We start from the raw sequence: 26473 nt of genomic DNA on the forward strand, positions 1-26473 counted from the left end.
TGGAAAAATCGCCGTTAACGCCTATATTAAAGCCATGTTTGTCGTGTGATTCGACAGGGTATTTGATGCTGCCATTGCAGCAGGCTTTAAGGCTGCATTCGCGGCGCATTTTCGAAAGATTTTCATGAGCGAGACTCCAGAGATGAATTCCGAAGCCCCCGCCGAATATGGCGCGGATTCCATTCGTGTTCTGAAAGGCCTCGACGCAGTTCGCAAGCGTCCGGGCATGTATATTGGTGATACGGATGACGGCTCAGGCCTGCATCACATGGTCTATGAAGTCGTGGACAACGCCATTGACGAAGCGCTGGCGGGACATGCAACGCTTGTCACCGTCACACTCAATGCCGATGGCTCCTGCACCGTAACCGATAACGGTCGCGGCATTCCGACTGACATTCACAAGGAAGAAGGCGTTTCGGCTGCCGAAGTCATTATGACCCAGCTCCATGCTGGCGGTAAGTTCGACCAGAATTCCTATAAGGTTTCCGGTGGTCTGCACGGCGTTGGCGTCTCGGTTGTGAACGCGCTTTCAATCTGGCTGAGATTGAAAATCCGCCGCGCTGGCAAAATTCACGAAATGGCCTTCACACATGGCGTTGCCGATGCGCCGCTCATCGTTACCGGTGATGCTGGCAGCGATACAGGCACCGAAGTAAGCTTCCTGCCCTCGCCTGAAACATTCACCATGGTTGATTTTGACTATGACACGCTGGAGCGTCGTCTGCGTGAATTGGCATTCCTGAATTCCGGTGTGCGCATCCTGCTTTCTGATCGCCGCCATGCCGACGTCAAGGAGCAGGAACTGCACTATGACGGTGGTGTTGTTGAGTTCGTGAAATATATCGACCAGAGCAAGAAATCGCTTCTGGAAACACCGATTTATATCAAAAGCGAAAAAGACGGTATGACCGTTGAAGTCGCGATGTGGTGGAATGATTCCTACCACGAAAAGGTGCTGTGCTTCACCAACAACATTCCACAGCGCGATGGTGGCACCCATCTGGCCGGTTTCCGCGGCGCACTGACACGTCAGGTGACGGGCTATGCGGATTCGTCCGGCATGACCAAGAAGGAAAAGGTCAGCCTGACCGGCGATGATTGCCGTGAAGGTCTGACCGCCGTTCTTTCGGTCAAGGTTCCCGATCCAAAATTCTCGTCGCAGACCAAGGACAAGCTGGTTTCCTCGGAAGTGCGTCCAGTGGTGGAAAGCCTCGTCAATGAAGCGCTTTCAACCTGGCTGGAAGAGCACCCATCCGGCGGCAAGATCATTGTTGAAAAGGTTATTCAGGCAGCCGCCGCTCGCGAAGCAGCCCGCAAGGCACGCGACATCACCCGCAAAAGCAATCTGAGCGTGACGTCGCTTCCCGGCAAGCTGGCCGACTGTCAGGAACGTGATCCTGCAAAGTCAGAAATCTTCATCGTCGAGGGTGATTCCGCTGGCGGTTCCGCAAAGAGCGGTCGTTCGCGCCAGAATCAGGCGATTCTGCCGCTGCGCGGTAAGATCCTCAATGTGGAACGCGTGCGCTTTGACCGCATGATCTCGTCCGATCAGGTCGGCACACTGATCACAGCGCTTGGCACGTCGATCGGCAAGGATGAGGCGCACGGCTTCAATCCTGACAAGCTGCGCTACCACAAAATCATCATCATGACGGATGCTGACGTCGACGGTGCGCATATTCGGACGCTGCTGTTGACCTTCTTCTTCCGTCAGATGCCCGAGCTGATTGAACGCGGCCATATTTATATCGCACAGCCACCGCTCTATAAGGTGTCGCGCGGCAAGTCCTCGCAATATATCAAGAACGAAGCGGCCTTTGAGGATTTCCTCATCGAAACCGGTCTTGAAGAAGCGGCGCTTGCGATCAGCAGCGGCGAAGTCCGCGCCGGACCGGACCTTCGGTCGGTGGTTGATGATGCGCGCACGCTGCGTCAGCTTCTTTCGGGTCTGCATACGCGCTATGACCGCAGTGTCGTTGAACAGGCCGCGATTGCCGGCCTGCTCAACCCGAGTGCCAGCGCAAACGACACAACGTCGCACACTTCCGCAGATATCGTTGCCAAGCGCCTCGACATGATTTCGGAAGAAACCGAGCGTGGCTGGACGGCGCATGTCACCGAAGACGGCGGCTATCGCTTTGAGCGCATGGTGCGTGGTGTGAAGGATGTTGCCATTCTCGATATGGCCCTGCTCGGGTCTGCCGATGCCCGTCAGATCGACCGCGTGGCTTCGCGCCTGTCGGAAATTTTTGCCGAACCGCCAGTTCTGCGCCGCAAGGACAAGTCGGAAACGCTTTCCGGCCCGATGGCGCTGCTGGACGCGATCTTCGCAACAGGCCGCAAGGGCCTGACGTTGCAGCGTTACAAAGGCTTGGGCGAAATGAACGCCGAACAGCTTTGGGAAACCACACTCGATCCAAATGTTCGTTCGCTGTTGCAGGTTAAGGTCAATGACGCGACCGATGCAGATTCGCTGTTCTCACGCCTGATGGGTGATGAAGTCGAGCCGCGCCGCGAGTTCATTCAGGAAAATGCACTCAGCGTTGCCAATCTGGACGTGTAGTTAAAAATAAAGCCCCGGAAGACAAAATCTTCCGGGGCTTTTTGCATATTGGATCAATGAAAAGGCCCCGCAAGCGGGGCCTTTTCATTGAGAACAATCAGGCACTACGTGGCTTCTTGGAAAAGCCTTCGCCGGATTTCTTGCCGTCCTTCTTGAAACCATCTTTCTTGAAGTCGCCCTTTGGCTTTGACCAGCCACCTTTTGCGCCATCACGGAAATCGCTTCTTGGTTTGTCGCTGCGCGGCTTGAAATCGCGCTTGCCTTCGCGAGGCGTTGCATCACCACCAGCGCCTGCAACGGCTGGGCGGATGACAAGACCCTTTTCACCCGTGCCGCGTTCTTCAACCGAACGACGGAATTCATCAGCCTTTGAAGCGACGATTTCAAAGCGGGTTTCATTGTCGAAAATCTTGATCGAACCGACTTCACGCTTGGAAACATCGCCAGCCTTGCAGATCAGCGGCAACAGCCACTTTGGATCGGCACGATGCTTGCGACCGGCAGAAACCGAGAACCAAACGCCATCAAAACGCGCATTGCGGTCGAAACGTTCACCCGGCTCGCCACGATCAAAGCGCTCGCCCCGTTCTGGACGATCACCGCGCTCGCGCGGCTTCTTGCTGCCAACCGGATGAATCGGTGCATCAGAAACTTCTTCGGCGGCAGGGAGTGCTGCGAGTTCACGATTAAGGAAAGCGCTCGCGATCTGTTCGGGCGTATAACGCTCGGTCAATGCCTTCAACAGATCCTGATGCTCTTCTTCCACGGGCTGGCTGAGAGCGCTGCCGTTGAGAATGCGTTCGTAATTCTTGGCCTGAACTGCTGCAATGCCGGGAGCCGGAACAGTCTGGGCATCAAGCTTTGCCATATGCAAAAGACGTTCTGCAATGCGGCGACGCGAGAAAGGAACCACCAGAACGCATGTGCCCTTGCGGCCCGCACGGCCGGTACGGCCCGAACGGTGCAACATGGTTTCCGCATTGTTTGGCAAATCAGCGTGGATCACGAGATCAAGATTGGGCAGATCGATACCGCGGGCTGCAACATCGGTCGCAACGCAAACGCGGGCACGGCCATCACGCATCGACTGGAGCGCGTTGTTGCGCTCGGCCTGACTCAATTCACCCGAAAGGGCCACAACTGCAAAGCCACGATTGGAAAGGCGGCTCGCCATATGCTTCACCGCTTCACGGGTTGAGCAGAAAATGATCGAGTTCTGTGCATCATAATAAAGAAGCGTATTGATGATCGCGTGGTCGCGTTCCTGCGGTGGAACCGGCATCGCAAAATAATCAATATCCGCATGCTGTCCGGCTTCACCGGCAGCAGAAATGCGCAGCGCATCTTTCTGGAAACGCTTGGCAAGCTGTGCAATCGGCTTTGGTACGGTTGCCGAGAACATCAATGTGCGACGGTCTGCCGGTGCTTCGCCCAGAATGAATTCGAGATCTTCACGGAAGCCCATATCGAGCATTTCGTCGGCTTCATCAAGCACAACAACGCGCAGCTGCGACATATCCAGCGCATTGCGCGTAATATGATCGCGCAGACGGCCCGGCGTGCCGACAACAATATGCGAACCGCGTTCGAGCACGCGGCGCTCAGAACGGATATCCATACCGCCAACACAGGAAGCGATACGCGCACCGGTATCGGCATAAAGCCATTCCAGTTCGCGCTGAACCTGCAAAGCCAGCTCACGCGTTGGCGCAATAATCATGGCAAGTGGTGCGCCCGCATTCGCGAAGCGCAGCTCATCACCAAGGATTGTGGAAGCCATGGAAAGACCGAAAGCAACGGTCTTGCCGGAGCCGGTCTGTGCGGAAACGAGCAGATCGCCGTGAAGTGTTTCCGGTGCCAGAACAGCGTTCTGAACAGCGGTGAGTGTGTTGTAACCGCGAGCGGTTAATGCTCCGGAGAGAGCCGGAGCAATGGATTCAGGCAGAGACATGATTAACTTTCAAAAAAGCTTCACAAGTCGACACCCTTGGCCGCAAACCCTTTGGCCACAAACCCACTGACGACTACCGAAGCAACAGAATTGCCGCTTACCTATCGTGTCAGACCTCTCAGGTCAACCGGCTAAGCCCTCAATGCGCTTCATCCCAGTTATGCGCTGCACGCGCATCGACCTGTAGCGGCACAGAAAGCGACACGGCAGGCATGGCGGCATTTTCCATGACATGCCGCACGAGAGGGATTGTCTTCTCGACCTCATTTTCAGGCACTTCGAAGATCAATTCATCGTGGACTTGCAAGAGCATACGTGCGCTGAGCTTCTCATCGCTGAGTGCATTTTCCATACGGATCATAGCACGGCGGATAATATCGGCAGCCGAGCCCTGAATAGGGGCATTGATTGCTGCGCGTTCATTGAAGGCGCGAACCTGCGGATTGGAAGCCCGAATATCAGGATAATGCGCGCGGCGGCCAAAGATGGTTTCGACATAACCATGTTCGCGCGCAAAAGCCTTGGTCGCTTCCATATAATCCTTGATGCCCGGGAAGCGCTCGAAATAGGTGCGGATATATTGCCCTGCTTCTTCACGCGGAATGGAAAGCTGATTGGCGAGGCCAAAAGCCGAAATGCCGTAAATGATACCGAAATTGATCGCCTTGGCGCGGCGGCGCACTTCGGGAGCCATGCCTTCGACCGGAACGCCGAACATTTCCGAAGCGGTCATGGCATGAATATCGATGCCATCTGCAAAAGCCTGTTTCAGCTGCGCAATATCAGCAACATGCGCCAAAACACGCAATTCGATCTGGCTGTAATCGGCAGAAATCAGCTTGTTACCCGGTTCAGCGATGAACGCCGTTCTGATTTTGCGGCCTTCAGCCGTGCGCACCGGAATGTTCTGCAGGTTCGGCTCAGACGAAGACAGCCGCCCCGTTGATGTGGACGCCATTGCATAAGAGGTATGCACGCGTTTGGTCTGTGGGTGAATAAAGCCCGGCAGCGCATCGGTATAGGTGGATTTGAGCTTGGTCAGCTGACGCCAGTCAACGATCTTACGCGGCAGAGGCAGACCTTCCGCAGCCAGATCTTCGAGCACCTGCGCCGACGTGGACCACTGACCGGTTTTGGTCTTGGAGGCACCCGGAAGCCCCATCTTGCCAAACAGAATATCGCCAAGCTGCTTTGGCGATCCAATGTTGAATTTTTCGCCAGCCAGTTCGTAGATTTCATCTTCATAACGCGCAGCAGACTGCGCGAGATCGCCGGACAGGCGCGAGAGAACCTGCCGGTCAACCGAAATGCCGCGCTCTTCCATACGGGCCAGCACATCGACCAGCGGCCGCTCCAGACGTTCATAAACCGATGCAAGGCCTTCTGCGGCGAGACGTGGCTTCAACACCTGCCAGAGGCGCAGCGTCACATCGGCATCTTCGGCTGCGTAGGCCGTTGCACGATCAATCTCCACCATATCAAATGTGACTGCACTTTTGCCGCTGCCCGCCACGTCCTTATAAGCGATTGGCGTATGGCCCAGCCAGCGCTCGGACAATGGGTCCATACCATGGCCACCGGCGCCCGCATCCAGCACATAGGAAATCAACATCGTGTCATCAAAAGACACGGTATTGATGCCATGACGACGCATGACCAGCCAGTCATATTTCATGTTCTGTGCGATCTTGAGGACGGACTTATCCTCAAGAATGCGCTTCAAAGCAGTCAGAGCCTGATCAAGCGGAATCTGCCCTTCAACCATGCCGCCGCCCAAAAGATCGCCTGCACCGGATTTATGCTGGAGCGGGATATAGGCAGCCTTGCCCGGAGCAAGAGCCAGCGAAAAGCCAATCAGATCGGCCTGCATCGGATCAAGCGAATTGGTTTCGGTATCGAAAGCTACAAGACCAGTCTCAATCGCTTCATCGAGCCACGCGTTCAGCGTGGAAAGATCGCGAATGCAAATATAGGCCGTGGTGTCGATTTTCTGCGCAAGCGCCGTTGAAGCACGGCTTTCAGCCAGCGCTTTGGGCGTGTAACCGCTGACATTAAGCGCTTCGCGAACTGCGGTTTCAGATGATGCAGAATCCGAGCTTGCCGGTACATCAACATCGGGGCCGTGCGCATCCGCACCCCACTCCGTTTCGATATGGCATGGTTCAACGGCCGATGCATCGGTGTCCGTTGCTTCCGCCACACGGCGCGTCAGCGATGTAAATTCCATCGCCTTGAGGAAGCCGATCAGCTTCGGGCCATTTTGTGGCTCAAGCACAAGGCCATCCAGATCAACATCCAGCGGCACATCGGTCTTGAGTGTGACGAGTTCGCGCGCGATCTTGGTCTGATCGGCATAGGCGATGATATTTTCACGGCGCTTGTTCTGCTTGATTTCAGATGCGCGGGCCAAAAGCGTGTCAAGATCGCCAAACTCTTGGAGCAATTGTGCAGCGGTTTTCGGCCCGATACCCGGAATTCCGGGTATATTATCGGTGCTGTCGCCAGTCAGCGATTGCAGGTCGATCATTTTTTCAGGTGGCACACCCCATTTCTCAACCACTTCCGGGATCGAAATCTGCTTGTCCTTCATGCTGTCATACATGGACACGCTCGGTGTGACGAGCTGCATGAGGTCCTTGTCGGACGAAATGATGGTGACATCGCCGCCCGCAGCCTCTGCCAGACGCGCATAGGTCGCGATCAGATCGTCGGCCTCAAAGCCTTCTTTTTCGATGCTTGGCAGATTGAAAGCACGTGTTGCCTGTCGGATCAGGCCGAATTGCGGAATCAAATCTTCCGGCGGTGCGGTGCGGTTGGCCTTATATTCGGGATAAATTTCCTTACGGAAAGTTTGTGACGAATAGTCAAAAATGACCGCGAAATGGGTCGGGACCACACCCACATCCGTATTGCGTGCATCTTTCAACAGCTTCCACAACATGTTGCAAAAACCGGACACAGCGCCGACCGGCAAGCCATCCGTCTTGCGGGTAAGGGGTGGCAGAGCATGATAGGCACGGAAAATATAGCCCGAGCCGTCGATGAGGAAGAGATGATCGCCTTTTTTCATGGCTTAGGATTAAAGGAAACAAAGCCCAAAGAAAACCAGCCATGTGTCAGTAGAAACGAGTGTCCACTTGAAAGGTGGCTTTTTCTCGCCTCGTTCATGCAAATCTCTTATTTTGATAACGTTTATGTTACGAATTTGTAATCTTAAATGCCCTTGAATAGCCACAGTTGCAGGGCCATTTGCAGTTCATCGACAGTATGTTGATCGCCGGTTTTCTGACCCGTCCCCCGTTGGATGCCGGTTGTAAGCGACAGCCTCATTCCCCTCTCCGGGCTGTCGTTTTTGAGTGTAGTGATATGGCCGTTGTGGTACCCCCTCACCGCAACGGCCAATTCATTTTCAGCTCTCAGTTTTGCGTTCATATTGGGTTTCTTCTTGGGCCTGCCAGTTGTACTGTGCAGCAGCATTACGACTCGTCAGGAAGTATCCATGTCCACCCAATCACTCGATAAAGTCCTCAATCATATCGATTCCAATCTCGATAAAAGCATCGACCATCTGTTCGATCTTTTGCGGATCAAGTCGATTTCCACCGATCCGGCTTACAAGGCCGATTGCCGTAAGGCGGCTGAATGGCTGGTCGAGGATCTCAAATCTATTGGTTTTGATGCGAGTGTGCGCGATACGCCCGGCCATCCGATGGTGGTTGCGCATCATGAAGGTGCAACCGCTGATGCGCCGCATGTGCTCTTCTACGGCCATTATGATGTGCAGCCGGTTGATCCGCTGAACCTTTGGGAAAATGATCCGTTCGAGCCAGCGATCAAGGATGTTGGCAATGGCCGCAAAATCCTCACCGGTCGCGGCACATCCGACGACAAGGGCCAGCTGATGACCTTTGTGGAAGCCTGCCGTGCTTATAAGGCCGTCAATGGCAACCTGCCGGTGAAAGTGACATTGCTGTTTGAAGGCGAAGAAGAATCCGGCTCACCGTCGCTCAAGCCATTCCTTGATGCGCACAAGCAAGAGCTGAAAGCCGATGTGGCGCTCGTTTGCGACACCTCGATGTGGGACACTGAAACGCCAGCGATCAGCGTTGGTCTGCGCGGGCTGGTTGGTGAAGAGATTGTCATCAAGGCTGCGGACCGCGATCTGCATTCAGGCTTTTTTGGTGGCGCGGCGGCCAATCCTATTCATATTCTCGCAAAAATTCTTGCCGACCTGCATGATGAAACTGGCCGCGTCACCGTTCCGGGTTTCTATGAAGGTGTTGAAGAAACCCCGTCACAGATTTTGCAATCATGGGAAAGCCTTGGCCGCACGGCTGAAAACTTCCTTGGCCCCATTGGTCTTTCGATTCCCTCGGGCGAAAAAGGCCGCAGCATTCTCGAACTGACCTGGGCGCGCCCGACTGCGGAAGTCAACGGCATCATCGGCGGTTATACCGGTGACGGCTTCAAGACGGTGATTGCAGCGCAAGCTTCCGCCAAGGTTTCGTTCCGTCTCGTTCACAAGCAAGACCCGGTTAAAATCCGCGAAGCGTTCCGCGCTTTTGTGCAAGAGCGCCTGCCAGCCGATTGCTCGGTCGAGTTCCATCCGCATGGCGGTTCGCCTGCCATCCAGCTGCCATATGACTCACCACTGGTTTCCAAGGCCAAGGATGCGCTTTCCGACGAGTGGCCGAAGCCAGCCGTGCTGATCGCCATGGGTGGATCGATCCCGATTGTCGGCGATTTCGACAAATTCCTCGGCATGGAATCCCTGCTCGTCGGCTTCGGCCTCGAAGATGATCGCATCCATTCGCCCAATGAAAAATATGAGCTGAACTCTTTCCACAAGGGCCAGCGCTCTTGGGTACGTATTTTGGCGGCGATTGCCGCCAAGTAAGGACAATTCAATGACTATCCGTTTTCATAAACACGATCTGCCGAACCTTGAGCATTATCAGGTGGATTCGGTGGCAATCGACACCGAAACGCTCGGCCTTAACCCGCATCGCGACCGCCTTTGCGTGGTGCAGATTTCGCCCGGTGACGGCACGGCAGACGTGATCCAGATTGAAGCAGGCCAGAAGAAGGCGCCCAATCTGGTCAAGCTTCTGAAAGATCGTTCGATCACCAAGATCTTTCATTTTGGCCGCTTCGACCTTGCTGTGCTGGCGCACGCTTTTGGCACCATGCCGCAGCCGGTTTTCTGCACGAAGATCGCATCCAAGCTCACCCGCACCTATACAGACCGCCATGGCCTGAAAGAAATCTGCGGCGAGCTGCTTGATGTTTCTATCTCAAAGCAGCAGCAGTCATCGGACTGGGCGGCAGAGGTTCTGTCACAGGCACAGCTTGAATATGCAGCATCTGACGTTCTTTATCTGCATCGGCTCAAAGCTGTGTTTGAACAGCGTCTGGAACGCGATGGCCGCACCAGACAGGCTGAGGCCTGCTTCAAGTTTCTGCCAACCCGCTCAGAACTTGATCTGATGGGCTGGCCTGAGACGGATATTTTCGCGCACGCGTAAAGCGCAATCAAATGGCGGCTTCAGGGAGCGTTCCGAACAGAACGCTCCCTTTCTTTTTCTTATCGCGCATGTTGTCCGAAAACTGCTTCGCATTTTTCGCGATGCGATGTTGCACTAACCCGTGCATGCATTTCCCCGCAATCAAGACCTGATGCGCGCAACGCAATGGATGCCCAGATACCACTTTGGTATCATTTAGAGGCCAATTTTAAGCATTTGATAACCATTTTTCGCGGGTTTTTAAGACAAAAGCCCGGAAATACCCATTTTTTGCGACTAAGAAGTGACTGTGTCCTTCTTGCTACAGACATTCCCGATCCATGGCCTATATTAGGGACAACAGTTCATTATCCCTATTTCCCAAGTGGAGGCCTATTATGAAGCTCAAGACCCTTCTTCTCGCGTCGACCGTTGCTCTCGTTGCTGCAACTGGCGCAAAAGCTGCAGACGCTATCGTTTACGAAGAGCCAGCTCCGGTTGTTGTTGCTCCAACGTTCACATGGAACGGTGCTTACCTCGGTGGTCAGATTGGCTACGGTTGGGGCAAGTCGCGCTTCAGCCAGTTTGGCGAAGCCGGTGCGCTTAACATCAAGCCAGATGGCTTCCTCGGTGGTCTTTATGCAGGTTACAACTTCGACCTCGGCAACAGCGTTGTTCTGGGTATCGACGGTGACGTAACCTACAACAACCTCAAGGACAGCTATTCGATTACCGATGGTACGGATTCTGCATCTCTTGAAAGCAAGCTGCGCTGGTCGGGTGCCGTTCGTGCACGTGCCGGTTACGCAGTTGATCGCTTCCTGCCTTACATCGCTGGTGGTGTAGCATTCGGTCAGGTCAAGAACACGGTAAGTGTTTCGACTGATGAGCTTGCTGGTAGCGTTGAGCAGAGCAAGACCCTTACCGGCTGGACTGCTGGTGCAGGCGTTGACTATGCTGCAACCGACAACGTCATCGTTCGCCTTGAATACCGTTACACCGATTACGGTCGCAAGAACTTCGACTTTGGCACCGATGGTGTTGCCTCGGTCCGCGACAAGTTCAAGACCAACGAAGTTCGTCTCGGCGTTGCATACAAGTTCTAATCTGATCTGATCAGATAGACTGCTTTGAAGGCCCCGCATTGCGGGGCCTTCTCATTTTGTGCTTAATCTTAGGCTTTTTTGTTAATTGCCAATTTACACCCCTTTAAACTGCCGCATTTACCCTTCAGGCGATAAACGCCCTTCCTATGTGCAGGGTTTGATCATTTAAGCCGGTTATGATGACGGCAGACGATAAGAATACGGGGCGGATCTAAACAGACATGGCATCGCGAGACGGCAGAAACGGGCGGATCGAACCTTCTTTCGGTAAAAAGCCGGAACAGGAAGAGGACGTATTTCGCGTCGACGAAGAGGAACGCATGGCCCGGCCCCAACGTAAAGCCAAACCGTCGAAAGATCGTGAAACACGCGGTGCGCGCCGCGCCAAAAAAAAACGCGGTGGTTTTTTTGGTTTTGTCCGCCGCGCTGTTTACTGGTGTCTGGTGCTCGGCCTCTGGGGCGGCATTGCCTTTGCCGGCATGCTTGTCTATTTCGCAGCCAAAATGCCACCAACAACCGACTGGGCAATTCCCGACAGGCCACCAAACGTGCGCATTGTCGATGTTCAAGGCAATCTGATTGCCAATCGCGGCACCACCGGCGGACAGGCTGTGGGCTTGCACGAAATGTCACCATTTATACCGCAAGCCGTCATGGCAATCGAAGATCGCCGCTTCATGTCGCATTTCGGTATTGATCCGATTGGTCTTGCACGTGCCGTCATAACCAACATCATATCAGGTCGCGCCGTACAGGGTGGCTCAACGCTCACACAGCAGCTTGCTAAAAACCTGTTCCTGTCACCGGATCGCACGCTGGAGCGCAAAGTTCAGGAAGTGATGCTCGCCCTCTGGCTTGAGCACAAATATACCAAAGACCAGATTCTGGAGATGTATCTCAACCGCGTCTATCTCGGCTCGGGTGCTTATGGTGTGGATGCGGCATCGCGCCGCTATTTCAACAAATCCGCCAAAGACGTGAACCTTATGGAAGCTGCAACGCTGGCCGGGCTTCTCAAAGCGCCATCGCGGCTTTCGCCTGCGCGGGACCCGGAAGCTGCCGCAGCACGTGCCAGGCTGGTGCTTGGTGCCATGCGTGAAGAAGGCATGATCGATGATCGTCAGGTGGCAATTGCCGAAAGCGAACCGCCCACACGCGCTGCATCCTATTGGCAAGGCTCGGAAAATTACGTTGCAGACAGGGTCGTGGCAGAATTGCCAGAGCTGATCGGCGACACCAAAAGCGATATCACGGTTGAGACAACCATCGATCTTAACCTCCAGCATATCGGTGAAGAAGCAATCAAGGATCAGATTTCCGAAAACGGAAAGAAGATGAATGTGAGCCAAGGGGCGCTCGTTTCCATTGATGGTACGGGTGCTGTGCGTGCCTTGGTGGGGGGGTATGATTATGCCGCCAGCCAGTTTGACCGCGTGACCGATGCCAAGCGCCAGCCTGCCTCATCCTTCAAGCCATTCGTTTATCTCTCCGCACTCGAACAGGGCCGCACACCGGATTCAGTGCGCAATGATGCGCCGGTGCGGATTGGCAACTGGACGCCCAGCAACGATAACGGGAAATATATGGGCGAAGTCACGCTTGCCACCGCCCTCTCCCATTCGCTCAATTCCGTCTCAGCGCAGCTGGTGATGGAGGTCGGCCCGCAGACCGTGATCGACACCGCACACCGCCTTGGCGTTCAGTCAAAGCTTGAGCCCAATGCCTCGCTGGCACTGGGCACCTCGGAAGTATCGCTTCTGGAACTGACCGACGCCTATGTGCCTTTTGCCAATGGCGGTTATCGTGCGCCTGTTTATTTCATCACCAAAGTCACAGATGCACAGGGCAAGGTTCTCTATCAGAGGCAAGACGGTATTGGTCCGCGCGTGATTGATGAGCGCAATGTCGGCATGATGAATGCTATGCTGCGCAAGACAGTGGAGGACGGAACTGCCAAGCGCGCGGCCTTCGGCTGGCCAGCAGCAGGTAAGACCGGCACCAGCCAGAATTTCCGTGACGCGTGGTTTATCGGTTATACCGCCAATCTCACCACAGGTGTGTGGTTTGGCAATGATGACGGCAAGGGCATGAAGCGGGTGTTCGGCTCCACGCTTCCGGTGGCCGCCTGGAAAGCCTTTATGAAGGAAGCCCATAAGGGCGTGCCCATCGCAGAATTGCCCGGTCATTACGATATTCAGAACATGGTTCCCGGCGGCAGCGATGGCATTGATCCGAACCTGCCTTATGAACCCGGCATGACACCGCAGGGCGGCTATGGCAATCCGCCTATGGCAGGCAATGACGATGATGGCTATTGGCCACCGGCACCCGATTCGCCTGCGCGCAACACGATCCAGCAGGGCACGACAGCCGATTATCCGGCCGGTACCGCAACGGGTATGGATCATAACGCTCAGCCAATGCCGCCTGCCAGCGTCGGCGGACAACAGAAACCGCGTGATTCAACCACGCTTCTCGATATTATCATGGGCAATTCACGATAAAATTCGTTCAGGGCCGGTCGCCAACCGGCCCTTATCGCGGTCAAGTGAAGCATCCAACGGCCTGATCGGTTGAATCCACTCGAAATCCTGAGCGGCTTAGTCTATTCAAAGATTGAGAGTGAGGTTGCCATGTCTACAATTTCCCCAACCGATACGTCCCGTCCCGATGTTGCCGCGGAACGCAAAACGCTTGTTCTGACAGGCGCCAGCCGCGGCATAGGGCATGCGACGGTCAAACGTTTTTCCCGCGCCGGCTGGCGCGTCATCACCTGTTCGCGACAGGATTTTTCAGAAAACTGTCCTTGGCCCGCGGGTCCGGAAGATCATATCAAAGTTGATCTTGCCGATCAGGAAGATATTGGCAAAGCCATTTCTGAAATCCGGCGCAGACTGGAAGCCAATGGCAGCAAGTTGCACGCGCTCGTCAACAATGCCGGCATTTCGCCCAAAGCCGAAGGCGGTCGCCGCCTGAACTCGATTGAAACGCCAATGGCCGCGTGGCGTGATGTGTTTCAGGTGAATTTCATGGCCCCGATCATGCTCGCACGCGGGCTGTTCAAAGAACTGGAAGCAGCGCAGGGTTCTGTGGTCAATGTGACCTCCATTGCAGGTAGCCGCGTGCATCCGTTTGCAGGCACTGCCTATGCAACATCCAAAGCAGCGCTTGCAGCACTGACCCGCGAAATGGCCTCCGATTTCGGTCCCCATGGTATCCGCGTGAACGCCATTGCGCCGGGCGAAATCGATACGGCGATTCTTTCGCCGGGTACGGAAAAGCTCGTCGAGCAATTGCCGATGCGGCGGCTTGGAAAAACATCAGAAGTGGCCGAAACAATCTATTATCTGTGCTCGGAAGCCTCATCCTATGTCACGGGTGCGGAAATTCACATCAATGGTGGCCAGCACGTATAATTGAAAGACGAATTCTATGATCCTATGCTGCGGTGAAGCCCTGATCGACATGCTCCCTCGCCAGACGGCAGAGGGAGAAACGGCCTTCATGCCTTTGGCCGGTGGTTCGGTGTTCAACACATCAATCGCACTTGGGCGGCTTAACGTTCCGACCGGATTTTTCTGCGGTCTTTCGTCAGATTTTTTCGGCGAGGTTTTGCGCGACGCGCTTGCGCGCTCCAATGTCGATTACTCCTTCTCGGCAGTCTCTGACCGTCCGACAACACTGGCCTTTGTGCGGCTCGTTGACGGGCAGGCACGCTATGCATTTTACGATGAAAACACAGCGCTGCGGATGCTTTCGGAAAACGACATCCCGGAGATCGATGATAGAATTGATGCACTGCTGTTTGGCTGTATCAGCCTGATTTCAGAGCCATGCGGGCGTGTCTATGAAGCACTGATGACGCGCGAAGCATCCAAGCGCGTCATTTTTCTCGATCCGAATATTCGTACGAGCTTTATCACTGACCGCGAAAAGCATCTGGCGCGCATGAAGCGCATGATCGCCCTTGCCGATATTGTGAAACTATCCGACGAAGACCTCGAATGGTTCGGTGAAAAGGGCAGTCATGACGAGATTGCCGCCCGATGGCTCACGCTCGGGCCTAAGCTCATCGTGATTACCAAAGGTGCGCATGGTGCCGATGCCTATAGCGTAAACGCGACCATCCGTGTTCCCGGCGTTAAAGTCGATGTGGTGGATACGGTTGGCGCGGGCGACACGGTCAATGCCGGTATCCTCGCAAGCCTGCATAGTCAGGGACTGCTTAACAAACATGCCCTCGCCCAGCTGGACGAAGACCAGATTCACTCCGCCATAGCGCTGGGCGTTCGTGCAGCCGCGGTAACCGTTTCGCGTGCAGGCGCCAATCCTCCATGGGCAACAGAAATGCGCGATTGAGCATAATTGCTCCCTTGACCCGACGCATCGCGCGCCTTCTATAAGAGGGGGGCGGGAGAGAATCGAAGATAGGCAAAGGACATGTCATTGAACGTCTTGCGTATAGCCGCCTTCTCGCAAGGTAATCAGGGCGGCAATCCTGCCGGTGTGCTGATTTCTGAAAAACTTCCCTCTGCTCAAGACATGCAGACAATCGCTCACAATGTAGGCTTTTCGGAAACGGCTTTCGCCATGCCGGAAGCCGGAGGCTTTCGTGTGCGCTATTTTGCGCCGGAAATGGAAGTCCCTTTTTGTGGCCATGCCACAATTGCACTCGGTGCAGCGCTGGCCATGCGTGAAGGCGATGGTGCTTTTACGCTTATGCTCAACAATACGACAATAAAGGTAGAAGGCCGCAAGGAGGGCGATCTGTTCTCTGCAAGCCTTCAATCGCCATCTACGCGAAACCGTGCGGCCTCTGAGATCGAAATTGAGCAGGCGCTCGCGCTGTTCAACTATGAAAAGGACGATCTCGCACCGGGCATCCCGCCAGCACTCATCCATGCAGGCGCTGATCATATCGTATTGGCATTGCGCTCACGCGAAAAGCTTGCCGCCATGCATTATGACCTTCCGCGTGGGCGGGTACTGATGAACCGGCAGGGCTGGACCACGATCCTTCTGGTGCATTCGGAAACACCACAGCGCTTCCACAGCCGCAATCCTTTTGCGTCTGGCGGCGTGTATGAAGACCCGGCGACAGGTGCATCGACTGCGGCCTTTGCCGCTTATCTGCGTGATCTGGGCTGGCCGCATGGCGGCGCTATTGAAGTCATCCAGGGCGAGGATATGGGCGTGCCCTCACATCTGCGCGCAGAAATCGGCCACGTGAGGGGCGAATCTATCCGCCTTTCCGGCACGGCCCGATTGATGGAATAGACAAACCGCAGCTCGTCACACTCTGACGAGCTGCTCTACACGTTCCTCATTGCCGAAGAATTTCAAATAGCGCTCGACTTCCTTCGGATCGCCGGTTGCTTTCTGTGGGTTGTCGGAAAGTTTGACCGCCGGGCGTCCATTGGCATCAATCACCTTACAAACGAGCGATATCGCCTTGAGACCATGGATCGTTGTCGGTGCGCATCCGGCAAAATCATTGGTGAGGTTGGTGCCCCAGCCGAAGCTCATGCGAACGCGGCCTTCAAAATGGCGATAGGTTTCCTCAATTGTATCGACATCGAGCGCATCCGAGAAAATCAGCAGCTTTTCGCGTGGGTCTTTGCCGCGTGACTTCCACCATTCAATGATACGTTCGCCGCCTTCAATGGGCGGTGCGCTGTCTGGGCGGAAGCCTGTCCAATCCGCAACCCAGTCCGGCGCATTGCGCAGGAAAGCAGCCGTGCCAAAAGCATCCGGCAGAACGATAAGAAGATTGCCACCATAATAGCGGTTCCAGTCTTGCAACACGCGATAAGGCGCACTGCGCAGTTCTTCATCCGTATTGGCCAGCGCTGCCAGCACCATTGGCAATTCATGCGCATTGGTGCCAAGCGCTTCAAGATCAGTATCCATTGCCAGCAACACATTGCTGGTGCCGGTAAAGGCGCTGCCGATACCTTCTTTGAGTGCTTCAACGCACCAGCGCTGCCACAGAAACGAATGACGGCGACGCGTACCAAAATCGGAAATCTTCAAGTCTGGCAGTTCGCGCAACCGCTCGACCTTGCTCCACATCTTGGCTTTGGCGCGAGCATAGAGCACATCAAGCGAGAAAGGCCCGAGGTTTTTCATCGCAGCGCGCGAGCGTAATTCATTGATGATGGCAAGTGCGGGAATTTCCCACATGGTGGTGTGCGACCATGGACCATGGAAATGCAGCTCATACTGGCCGTCTTTGCGGCGCAGATCATATTCCGGCAGCTGGAAATCATGCAGCCAGTTGAGAAACTCCGGCTGGAAAATCTGCTTTCGACCATAAAAGCTGTTACCCGCCAGCCAGATCATTTCCTTCTTGGTGAAGCGCAGCGTGCGGGCGTGATCAAGCTGTGCGCGCAACTCACCTTCGTCAATCTCATCAGCAAGGCGCACGGTTGTCGTGCGGTTGATAAGTGCAAAGGTCGCATCCACTTTGGGGTAAAGCCCCCAGATCATCTGCAACATCAGAAGTTTGTAAAAGTCCGTATCCAACAGGCTGCGGACAATCGGATCAAGCTTCCATGCGTGATTATAGACGCGCCGCGCGATATCGGTTTTGGCCATGACGGCCTCCATTGCATGAGCATGTGCTTCAGCCAAACCAAATGCTTGGCAGCAAAAAGAAAGGCAGGTTTTCACCTGCCTTTTTAAATGCTTCATTCAGATTTGGGAAGCTCTACGATGATTTCATGTTCACCATCCGTCTTGATCGGCACGCCTTCATCTGGTTTGCCGACCTTGCGGCCATTGAGCCTGATCACCTTGTCCTTGGCACCGGCGATCACCTTCACGCGATAGAGCGCTTCGCCGAAACGAAGTTCTGCTTCATAGCCCTCCCATTCCGGCGGCAAGGCCGGATCAAGATGCAAGCGATTGCCGCGTTTGGTAACGCCAAGAATACCCTCAGTCGCAACGCGGTAGAACCAGCCGGCAGACCCCGTATACCAGGTCCAGCCACCCTGTCCGCGCCGCGGCTCAACCGAATAGATATCGGCTGCAATCACATATGGCTCAACGCGATAAACATCCGGGTTGCGACCATGATTGACCGGGCTGATGAGCGAGAACAAACGCCATGCCTCAGCGGCCTTGCCCATGCGGGCGAGCGCCAGAATGGCCCATGTTGCACCATGGGTATACTGACCGCCATTCTCACGAACGCCCGGAGGATAGCCCTTGATGTAACCCGGCTCCTGCACCGTCTTGTCAAAAGGCGGCGTGAAGAGACGCAGCAATTCGCCCTGATCATCGAGCAGATATTTCTCAAGCGAAGCCATGGCCTGCTCGGACCGCTTTGGATCGGCAACGCCCGACAACACGCTCCACGACTGTGCAATGGCATCAATCTGGCATTCATCGCTGTCTTTTGAGCCAAGCGGCGCGCCATTGTCGAAAAAGCCACGACGATACCATTCACCATCCCAGCCATCGCGATCAAGCGCTTTGGTCAGGCTTTCAAGATGGTTCGCCCACGCTGTTGCGCGCATATCATTGCGCGACTGGGCAATCGGGATGAACTGCTTCAGCGTATAGGCAAGGAACCAGCCGAGCCACACACTCTCGCCCTCGCCCTTCACGCCGACAAGGTTCATGCCGTCATTCCAGTCGCCGCCCAGCATCAGCGGCAAGCCATGCTTGCCGGTGCGTTTGATCGCCAGATCAAGCGCCAGCGCACAATGCTCGTAAAGACTTGCTGTCTGATCCGAGATTTCCGGCTCAAAGAAAGCATCATGTTCGCCCTCTTCCAGCTTGCGTCCCTCAAGGAAGGCCAGCTTTTCATCAAGAATCGCATCATCGCCCGTCGTCTGGACGTAAAGCGACGTGCCATAGCCGAGCCAGACCACATCGTCGGAGATCAGCGTGCGGACACCTGCACCGGTTGCAGGCAGCCACCAATGCTGAACATCGCCTTCCGGGAACTGACGCGAAGCGGCATTGAGGATCTGCGCACGTGCCAGCGACGGATCGATCAGCAGAAGTGAGAGCGTATCCTGCAACTGATCACGGAAGCCAAAAGCACCGCTGGCCTGATAAAAGGCAGCGCGGGCCCAGATACGGCAGGCAATCGCCTGATAGGGCAACCAGCCATTGATCAGCAGGTCGAATGCCGGATCCGGTGTCTTGACCTGTACGCGGTCGAACAGACCTTCCCAATATCTGCGCGCGCCCTCAAGCTTGTCGTCAAACGAAGCCTTGCGGCTTTGTTCGACAAGCGCTTTTGCCTGCATCTGATCGGCAGCATTGCCGAGCAGGAAGACAATTTCACGGCTTTCACCCGGATTGACTTCAATATCGATGGCAAGCGCTGCACAAGGATCGCGCCCGGCCTCAACCGTGTTGGAAAGCGGCTTGCCTGCAAGCACGATTTCAGGGCGATCCACCGATCCGGTCGTGCCGATGAATTCGCCACGGTCAGCCGTTACCGATTGCGGCTTTTCGCTCGCCGCAAAGAAGGCCACCTGAACGGACTTGTCCGGGTGATAAGGATTGCCTGCGAAGAGTGCGCCCAGTTCTTCATCCTGCGATGGAACGATGAACGGCACATTCTTGGAGCGGGCATTGCCCAGCACCCATTCAACATAGCCATAAGCGCGCAGCTTACGCTTGGAACGGCCCTTATTGGTGATCGTCAGACGCGAAAGCCGGACAGGCTTTTCCGCATCGACAATATGGGTCAGTTCGAGTGCCAGTTCGCCATGCTGAGCGGCAAAAGTGCTGTAACCATGGCTGTGGCGCGCTTCATAGGTGACCGCCTCGTCGCGCAGCACATTGGCCGTTGGAGCAAAGCTGCGGCCCGTTTCACGGTCGAGAATATAGATTGCCTCGCCCGGACGGTTGGTGACCGGATCATTCGCCCATGGGGTGAGCTGATAATCGCGACTGTTGCCTGCCCATGTGAAAGCCGACCCCTCTGCCGAGACATGGAAGCCGAAATTCGGATTGGCGATCACGTTGATCCACGGATGCGGCGTGGTCGTGCGGTTGTTGATGCGCACAACATAGCTGCCGTCCTGCGCAAAACCGCCATAGCCATTCCAGAACTCTAGATCATCGCCCGATGGAGCCGGCAGAGTGACTGGTTTCGGCTTTGCAACCAGACGACGCTCTTCCGAGCCGCGTTCAAGCGCAATCGGCCCAAGCCCCGCAGAACCAAGCCCCTGCTGTGCAGTGGCCGGTGTTTTGGCATCACTGCGTGCAGCCAAATCGACAGTGATTTCCTCACTGCGACGCAACTGCTCGGCAAGCGGACCGTTCTGCGCATGCATGACGATACGCGCAGAAGCCAGAAGTGTATTATAGCTTTCCTCGCTCATCTGATCGCGACGCACCGCAAAGATATGCGGCAGACCGCCACCGCGTGCGCGGAAGCCTTCCACGATCCAGTCAATCGCACGTTGCGTATCCTGCGCATAGGAGAAGGCGCGTTCATTGACCGCAACCACATCAACGATAAGGCCCTTGCTGCGCCAGTATTCCTGTGCACGCAGCACGCCGCGCAACACATCAAGATCAACCTCGTTGTCGATGCGCAGGGCAAAGATCGGATAGTCACCCGAAATCGACATCGGCCAGAGGTTGGATTGCTTGCCAAGTCCGGCTGCAATGGTTTCCGGCGGCTGACGCAGATTGCGCTCCGGATAAAGCAGATAGGCGGCAACCTTCTGATAGTCAGCAGCTTCCGCAGGCTTGATACCGATATGATAAAGCTGAACCTGCGAGCTTGTCCATGAGAGTGAATATTCCCGCGCAAAGGTTTCTGGATGGCGATGCGTTGCCACCGCATGTTCAACCGCATCGCGGCTTCCACCCGCAAAGGTCCAGAAAACAAGGCTGACCTTTTTATGTGCCGGAACGCGGACACGTGTGCGCACCGATGCAATCGGATCAAGCACGCAGCCCTGACTTCCCGTAAACTTTGCACCTTCATCGAAGGCTGCCGCATCACGCAGCGAACGGCCCCGACCGATAAAGGCACGGCGATCGGTTTCGACTTCCGTTTCGCGGATAGAGCCCGAAAGATCGGTCACAAAATGTGCGACATGAATATCCGGGTCGGACGGCGCACGTTTACGGCGCTTGGCGTAGATGGTCGAACCGTTATCAGCGATTTCGGTTTCAACAAACATCTTGGCAAAGGCTGGATGCGCCGCATCGCTGTCGCTGTCGGTCAGCACCAGTTCCGCATAAGACGTGACCTCAATGATACGATCGCGCGCAGAGGTGTTGATGATGTCGAGCCTGCGGCCCTCACCATCGGATTCAGACGACACAATCACTTCCATGACCGTCTTGATGTCGCCTGCGGTTTTGTAGAACTCAGCCTTGTCTTCCGTGAAAACAGTCTTGGTTTCTTCATCCGGATTGCGCACAGGCTCGCCGGTTGCCGACCATGAATAGCCGCTTTCCATGTCACGCAGGAACAGGAATGTGCCCTGCAAGTCTTCCGAGGCATCGGCGTGGAAACGGGTGATGTCCCAATTGTGCCAGCGGCTGTAACCGGAACCGTTGGCCGTAACCATCAGCGCATATTGGCCGTTCGACATCATATGCGTTGTGCGCGGTGCCTTGAAAGGAACGTCGATGATGCGCATTGGCGCATCGTCGAAGCCGCCCGAATCCACACGCATCGGATTTTCGGTCTTTGCGTAGATCATCGGAATTTCGCGTGGTGCTTTTTCCTGCAACAGAAGTTCTGCTGCTTCGATCACCGGGTCGGAATGGAAGCGTTCCCGCATACGGCCTTCGAAAATCACATTGTTGACCGCGATAATGGCCATGCCGTGGTGGTGGGCATAGTAGTTTTTTACGACCGCATAGGTTTCACCTTCGCGAACACGCGACGGGGTGAAATCCACCGAATCGTGGAAACCATAACGGCCCAGTGCACCAAGCTTTTCCAGACGCTTCAGATTGGCAACCGCAGCCGCTGGCTGATATTGCGATGCAAGCAAGCTTGCGTAAGGCGCGATAACGGCGTTACGCGAAAGTCCACGCTGGAGACCCAGATTTGGCACGCCAAAATTGGAATACTGGTAGTTCATATGCGCATCCCGCGCATTGAACGCCGCTTCCGAAATGCCCCATGGCAGACCACGCGAGGTTGCATAATCAATCTGGCGCTGCACAACGAGCTTATTGGTCTGATCCAACAGGGAGCCAAGCGGTTCGGACATGACCAGCGGTGGCATCAGATATTCGAACATCGAGCCTGACCAGGAGAGCAGCGCGCCCTTCCAGCCAACAGGCACCAGAAGGCGACCGAGCTTGAACCAATGTTCAACAGGCACATCGCCCTTTGCAATCGCAAACAGGCTTGCAAGACGGGCTTCGGACGCCAGGAGATCGTAACAGCTTTCATCGAGTTCGTTTTCCTGAACGCGGAAACCGATCGACAACAAACGGCGTTCTTTGCGTTCGAGGAAGCCAAACTGCATATCGAATGCCAGCTGGCGCGAGCGCCCTGCGAGATCGCGCAGGCGCTCACGCAGCTCATCTGTGTTGCGATCGCCAACGGAATCATCCGTATGCGCCTTGCAGGTATCGACCAGAATATTGGCCCATTCCTTTGCCTCAGCGCTTGCTGGCGTTTCAATTTCACTATCGAGCTCTTCCATCAGGCGCACAATGTCCGTCGCAAAGAGCGACAGATTGATGGTGCGGAAGGAGGCTGTTTCCGGCTCGTCCTTGATGGTGCGCACCGCACGGCGGAAATTGGCAATCCGCTCTTCCAGACGACGACGCAGCGGGCGCAAAATCCGGCGATCATCCGGGATTTTTGCAATCGCTTCCTCAAGCACATCATTGACGTCGATAATGCCGTCGAGATCAGCCTGAAGATAAACCGAAGGCGCTTCCGCCCATTCTTCCAAAGCCGAAGAAAGCGTCACAAGATGACCGGCAAGATTGCCGCTATCCACGGCGGAGACATAAAGCGGACGCATCGGCGTCAGCGTGTTTGTCTCATACCAGTTATAGAGATGGCCCTGATATTTCTCCATCTTCTCAAGCGTCGTGACGGTGGCTTCAACGCGGTTCATCGTCTCGGCAAAGCCGATCCAGCCAAAGTCACGCGCGGCAATGACCGAGAGAAGATAAACGCCGATATTGGTAGGCGAGGTTCGCTGCGCGACAATCGGAGCCGGGTCTTCCTGAAAGTTATCCGGCGGAAGATGGTTGTTTTCCTCGTTGGCAAACTCAGCAAAATAGCGCCATGTGCGGCGTGCATAGCGGCGCAGATCAGCCTTATCGGAAGAGAGAACTTCCAGCGTATCCTGCGGCTTGGCCGAACGGCTCACAAGCCATGCGATCAGCGGCGATGCAAACCAGATCACCGCAAAGGGCGCGGCGATCATTGCCGCATGGCTTTGCGCGGCGAGCGGAAAGAAAATTGCAAGCCCTGCGATGACAATGGCTGGCCACATCAGCTGGAAATAGAACAAAAGCGTATCAGGCGATGACTTGGCCTGTGCAGCCGTGCGCCACTCCAGAAGATCACGGCGCGAGACAAACAAACGATAGATCGTGCGTGCAATCGCATCGGCCATCAGGAAAGCGGAATGGGCAATGAAGGTGGTGCGAAGCGCCACATCCGCAGTACCAAGAGCAATATCGGTGAGAACCGACTGCGCGTGGCCTTTGAGCGAATAGTCCATATTGGACGGAATGAGATTGGTGATGATGCCAAAGGTCGGCGCCACAAACATGCTGACGATCAGGAAGGCCTGCCAGACGGCAGCCGGTCCAATCGGCAGAATGCTCCACCCAACAACCGAAGCGATCAGCCAGAGGATAGGATTAAGCGACCGGCGCAGATTGTCGATCATCTTCCAGCGGGTAACGTTGCTGACGCCGCGGCTTGTCGAGAAAAGCCATGGCAGAAGCTGCCAGTCACCACGCGCCCATCGGTGATGACGCGACACGTCGACATTATAGCCGGTCGGATAATCTTCAACCACTTCAACATCGCTGACGAGTGCTGCACGCGCATAGCCGCCTTCCAGCAGATCGTGGCTGAGAAGCGTGTTTTCCGGCACACGGCCTTTCAACGCGGTTTCAAAAGCGTCGATGTCATACAGGCCTTTACCGGTGAAGCTGCCTTCACCCAGCAGATCCTGATAGGAATCAGAAACTGCAAAGACATAAGGATCGATGCCGCGATTGACCGAGAAGACACGTTGCAGGAACGAGGCTTCATCACCCGTTGTCAAAGATGGCGTCACGCGTGGCTGCAGGATGCCATAACCACGAACCACCTTACCGGTCTTTTCATCAAAGACGGGACGGTTGAGCGGATGGCTGAGCTTGCCAACCAGATTGGTCACGGATTCAGGCGTAAGCCGTGTATCCGCGTCCAGCGTCATGACAAATTTGACATCTTTCGGCAGGCGCTCATCAGGTGGGAAGAAGCTCGTATCCTGATCGCCGCGCAAAAGCAGGTTCAGCTCATGCAACTTGCCACGTTTGCGCTCCCAGCCCATCCAGCAGCTCTGCTTTTCGTTAAACAGACGGCGGCGATGCAGCAAGAAGAAACGCGGCTGTTCATTGCCGGTATAATGCTCATTGAGCTTGGCAATTTCATCGCGCGCATATTCGTAAATTTCCATATCAGCAGGTGTAATTTCCTGCTTGGCATCAACCCAGTCACTCACCAGTGCGAAATAGATTTCACCACGCGGATTGGTAAGATAGTGAACTTCAAGGTTACGGATCTGCTCGTCAATGGAATCGCGAGAATTGATCAGCGTCGGGACTGCAACAAGCGTGCGCGCCTCGACGGGAAGCCCTTCCTTATATTCAAAACCGATCAGACGCGTCGGCTGAACAAACCACGGCACCAGCGCATTGAACAGCGAATAGGACGCATCCATCGCCGGGAAAAGTGCCAGAAGCGTGAACAGCAAGCGCCAATCAGCCGAAAGCCCGGCCCTGCTCATGCAGTAATTGACGCCCAGCAGAATCAAAATCGTGAAAATGGCTGTCGGGATAAAGAAGCCCAAAAGGCCAAGATTGCGATAAAAGCGCAGGGCTTTGACGCCAAAGGGTGCTTTGTAGCCGCAGACCTTTTCAAGTTCTGTACGCCCTTCACCCGAAAGGTAATAGGCAATAGAACCTCTGCCTTCCTGCCCGTTTGCCTCTGGTCCGTTTGCCTTGCTTTCTTCTGCAAGTTTGAGCGCCGCCCAGGTGATGTCGATTTCGCTCATATTTGAAAAGCGCGCGAGCTTTTCAATTGTCACGCGATAGGCATTGCGCGAGCGGAAATCGAGCAGTTCGAAATCGCTGTGGTCGCGCAGGATCGCATCGACCTCGTTGACGGTTTCAAACCAGGTTTCCCAATCAATATCGTCAATGCGTTTCAGGCTGCTGATCGCATTGCCCATCGTCACGCCGCCGGTCGACTGGCGCGCATGTTCTTCAACGATGGCGTCCTCTGGATTGCTGCCCTCCTGCTCAAGAATATGCTCAAGCCAGCTGGCCGCAGCCGATGTATCGGTGGAAGCGCCGCGCAGACGATAGAGAAGATGGGTGGCAAAGGTACTGTCGCGTGCCGCCTGCGCATATTGTGCAAGAACCGTATCAAGCTCGTCGCCATTGGCGGCAACGACGATACGGTCTGCTGCGGTATTGGCAAGATTGCGCATATTGCGCGCACGATCCACACGCAGCGCCAACCGGCGTGCATTCTCGATCAGAAAATAGCGAACAGCGGATGGCAGCGCCCATAATTCACCGATTTTGAGCGGCTCAACCGTCTGAAAACCCTGAACCAGCGCGGTGAGTGATTTGAGCGAGAAATTGCTGTCGGTATGCGCGACATAGAGCCATGCCAGCGCAAAAATACGTGGCATGTCCTTAAATTTTTCATCGCGGGCGGCATAGGGTGGCAATTGCCGGATGAATTTGCGCGGGAGATCGCGGCGGGTTTGCTGGACCGTCTTGTCGATCTGATAATGATTATCGAGCAACCATTGCGCCGCCGGCGTGATGGTTTCGCCAGCGCGAGACGCCGCATCCGACGAGCGATAGGCATGCAGGATAAGCTTGCCATTTTCAGACAGGCGCTGATCGAACTCAAAAGACTGATAACCGGGTAATGCCAGTTCTTCACCACGTGCAACGGAGGCTGCGAGCTCACGCAGTTCATCCTCGCTTTTGTAAAGCGCACGTATCGGAGAAGGTTGTTCGGGCGGAATTTGATCCGAAGTCTTATGATCGGCAATGGACGAATGAGACGGCGAAGAAGACAATTCCGGCATGTGCCTTAACAGCCTTTCCGAAGGGAATGAGTGAAATGCGGCGGATGGATATTAGATTG

Annotated in this window: 13 protein-coding genes; 8 read left to right on the forward strand and 5 right to left on the reverse strand. The window is 55.2% G+C overall.

Annotated features, from left to right (window positions below):
• The first annotated feature begins 124 nt into the window (after positions 1-124).
• The gene (gene gyrB, locus VBH83_RS00340; protein WP_265982695.1) at positions 125-2566 is read left to right on the forward strand and encodes a DNA topoisomerase (ATP-hydrolyzing) subunit B; all 2442 of its coding nucleotides are present in this window, start codon (positions 125-127) and stop codon (positions 2564-2566) included.
• Positions 2567-2663: 97 nt separating this feature from the next.
• Here gyrB and VBH83_RS00345 read toward each other — a convergent pair whose 3' ends face one another.
• The 3 genes from VBH83_RS00345 to VBH83_RS00355 form a co-directional block, all read right to left on the reverse strand.
• Positions 2664-4517, reverse strand: a complete 1854-nt coding sequence (locus tag VBH83_RS00345; protein ID WP_265982694.1) for a DEAD/DEAH box helicase — start codon at positions 4515-4517, stop codon at positions 2664-2666.
• Positions 4518-4656: 139 nt separating this feature from the next.
• A complete protein-coding gene (polA, locus tag VBH83_RS00350; protein WP_265982693.1) occupies positions 4657-7587 on the reverse strand; it encodes a DNA polymerase I in 2931 nt (976 codons plus the stop codon).
• A 143-nt stretch (positions 7588-7730) separates the two neighbouring features.
• Positions 7731-7949, reverse strand: coding sequence for a hypothetical protein (locus VBH83_RS00355; RefSeq protein WP_265982692.1), 219 nt, complete (start codon positions 7947-7949; stop codon positions 7731-7733).
• Between the two features lie 67 nt (positions 7950-8016).
• On the opposite strand from VBH83_RS00355, the gene VBH83_RS00360 reads away from it, so the two are divergent.
• The 7 genes from VBH83_RS00360 (at position 8017) to VBH83_RS00390 (ending at position 16404) form a co-directional block, all read left to right on the forward strand.
• The gene (locus tag VBH83_RS00360) at positions 8017-9414 is read left to right on the forward strand and encodes a dipeptidase (protein WP_265982691.1); all 1398 of its coding nucleotides are present in this window, start codon (positions 8017-8019) and stop codon (positions 9412-9414) included.
• Between the two features lie 10 nt (positions 9415-9424).
• A complete protein-coding gene (locus tag VBH83_RS00365) occupies positions 9425-10042 on the forward strand; it encodes a ribonuclease D (protein WP_265982690.1) in 618 nt (205 codons plus the stop codon).
• Between the two features lie 377 nt (positions 10043-10419).
• Positions 10420-11127 (forward strand): outer membrane protein, encoded by a 708-nt coding sequence (locus tag VBH83_RS00370; protein WP_265982689.1) that lies wholly within the window; start codon positions 10420-10422, stop codon positions 11125-11127.
• A gap of 221 nt (positions 11128-11348) precedes the next feature.
• On the forward strand, positions 11349-13631 hold the full coding sequence (locus VBH83_RS00375) for a transglycosylase domain-containing protein (protein WP_396995901.1): 2283 nt from the start codon (positions 11349-11351) through the stop codon (positions 13629-13631).
• A 129-nt stretch (positions 13632-13760) separates the two neighbouring features.
• The gene (locus tag VBH83_RS00380) at positions 13761-14543 is read left to right on the forward strand and encodes an SDR family NAD(P)-dependent oxidoreductase (RefSeq protein WP_265982687.1); all 783 of its coding nucleotides are present in this window, start codon (positions 13761-13763) and stop codon (positions 14541-14543) included.
• A gap of 16 nt (positions 14544-14559) precedes the next feature.
• The gene (locus VBH83_RS00385) at positions 14560-15486 is read left to right on the forward strand and encodes a carbohydrate kinase (RefSeq protein WP_265982686.1); all 927 of its coding nucleotides are present in this window, start codon (positions 14560-14562) and stop codon (positions 15484-15486) included.
• A gap of 87 nt (positions 15487-15573) precedes the next feature.
• Positions 15574-16404: a PhzF family phenazine biosynthesis protein gene (locus VBH83_RS00390; protein ID WP_265983819.1), complete on the forward strand. Its 831-nt coding sequence runs from the start codon at positions 15574-15576 to the stop codon at positions 16402-16404.
• A gap of 15 nt (positions 16405-16419) precedes the next feature.
• Here the strand turns inward: VBH83_RS00390 and pncB are convergent, their stop codons facing one another.
• Positions 16420-17724 (reverse strand): nicotinate phosphoribosyltransferase, encoded by a 1305-nt coding sequence (pncB, locus tag VBH83_RS00395; protein ID WP_265982685.1) that lies wholly within the window; start codon positions 17722-17724, stop codon positions 16420-16422.
• A 92-nt stretch (positions 17725-17816) separates the two neighbouring features.
• Entirely contained in the window at positions 17817-26414 is an 8598-nt protein-coding gene (locus tag VBH83_RS00400; RefSeq protein ID WP_396995905.1) for a GH36-type glycosyl hydrolase domain-containing protein, read from the reverse strand.
• Positions 26415-26473 lie beyond the last annotated feature (59 nt).

Source organism: Ochrobactrum sp. S1502_03, from assembly GCF_044435015.1.
Classification (GTDB): Bacteria; Pseudomonadota; Alphaproteobacteria; order Rhizobiales; family Rhizobiaceae; genus Brucella; species Brucella chromiisoli.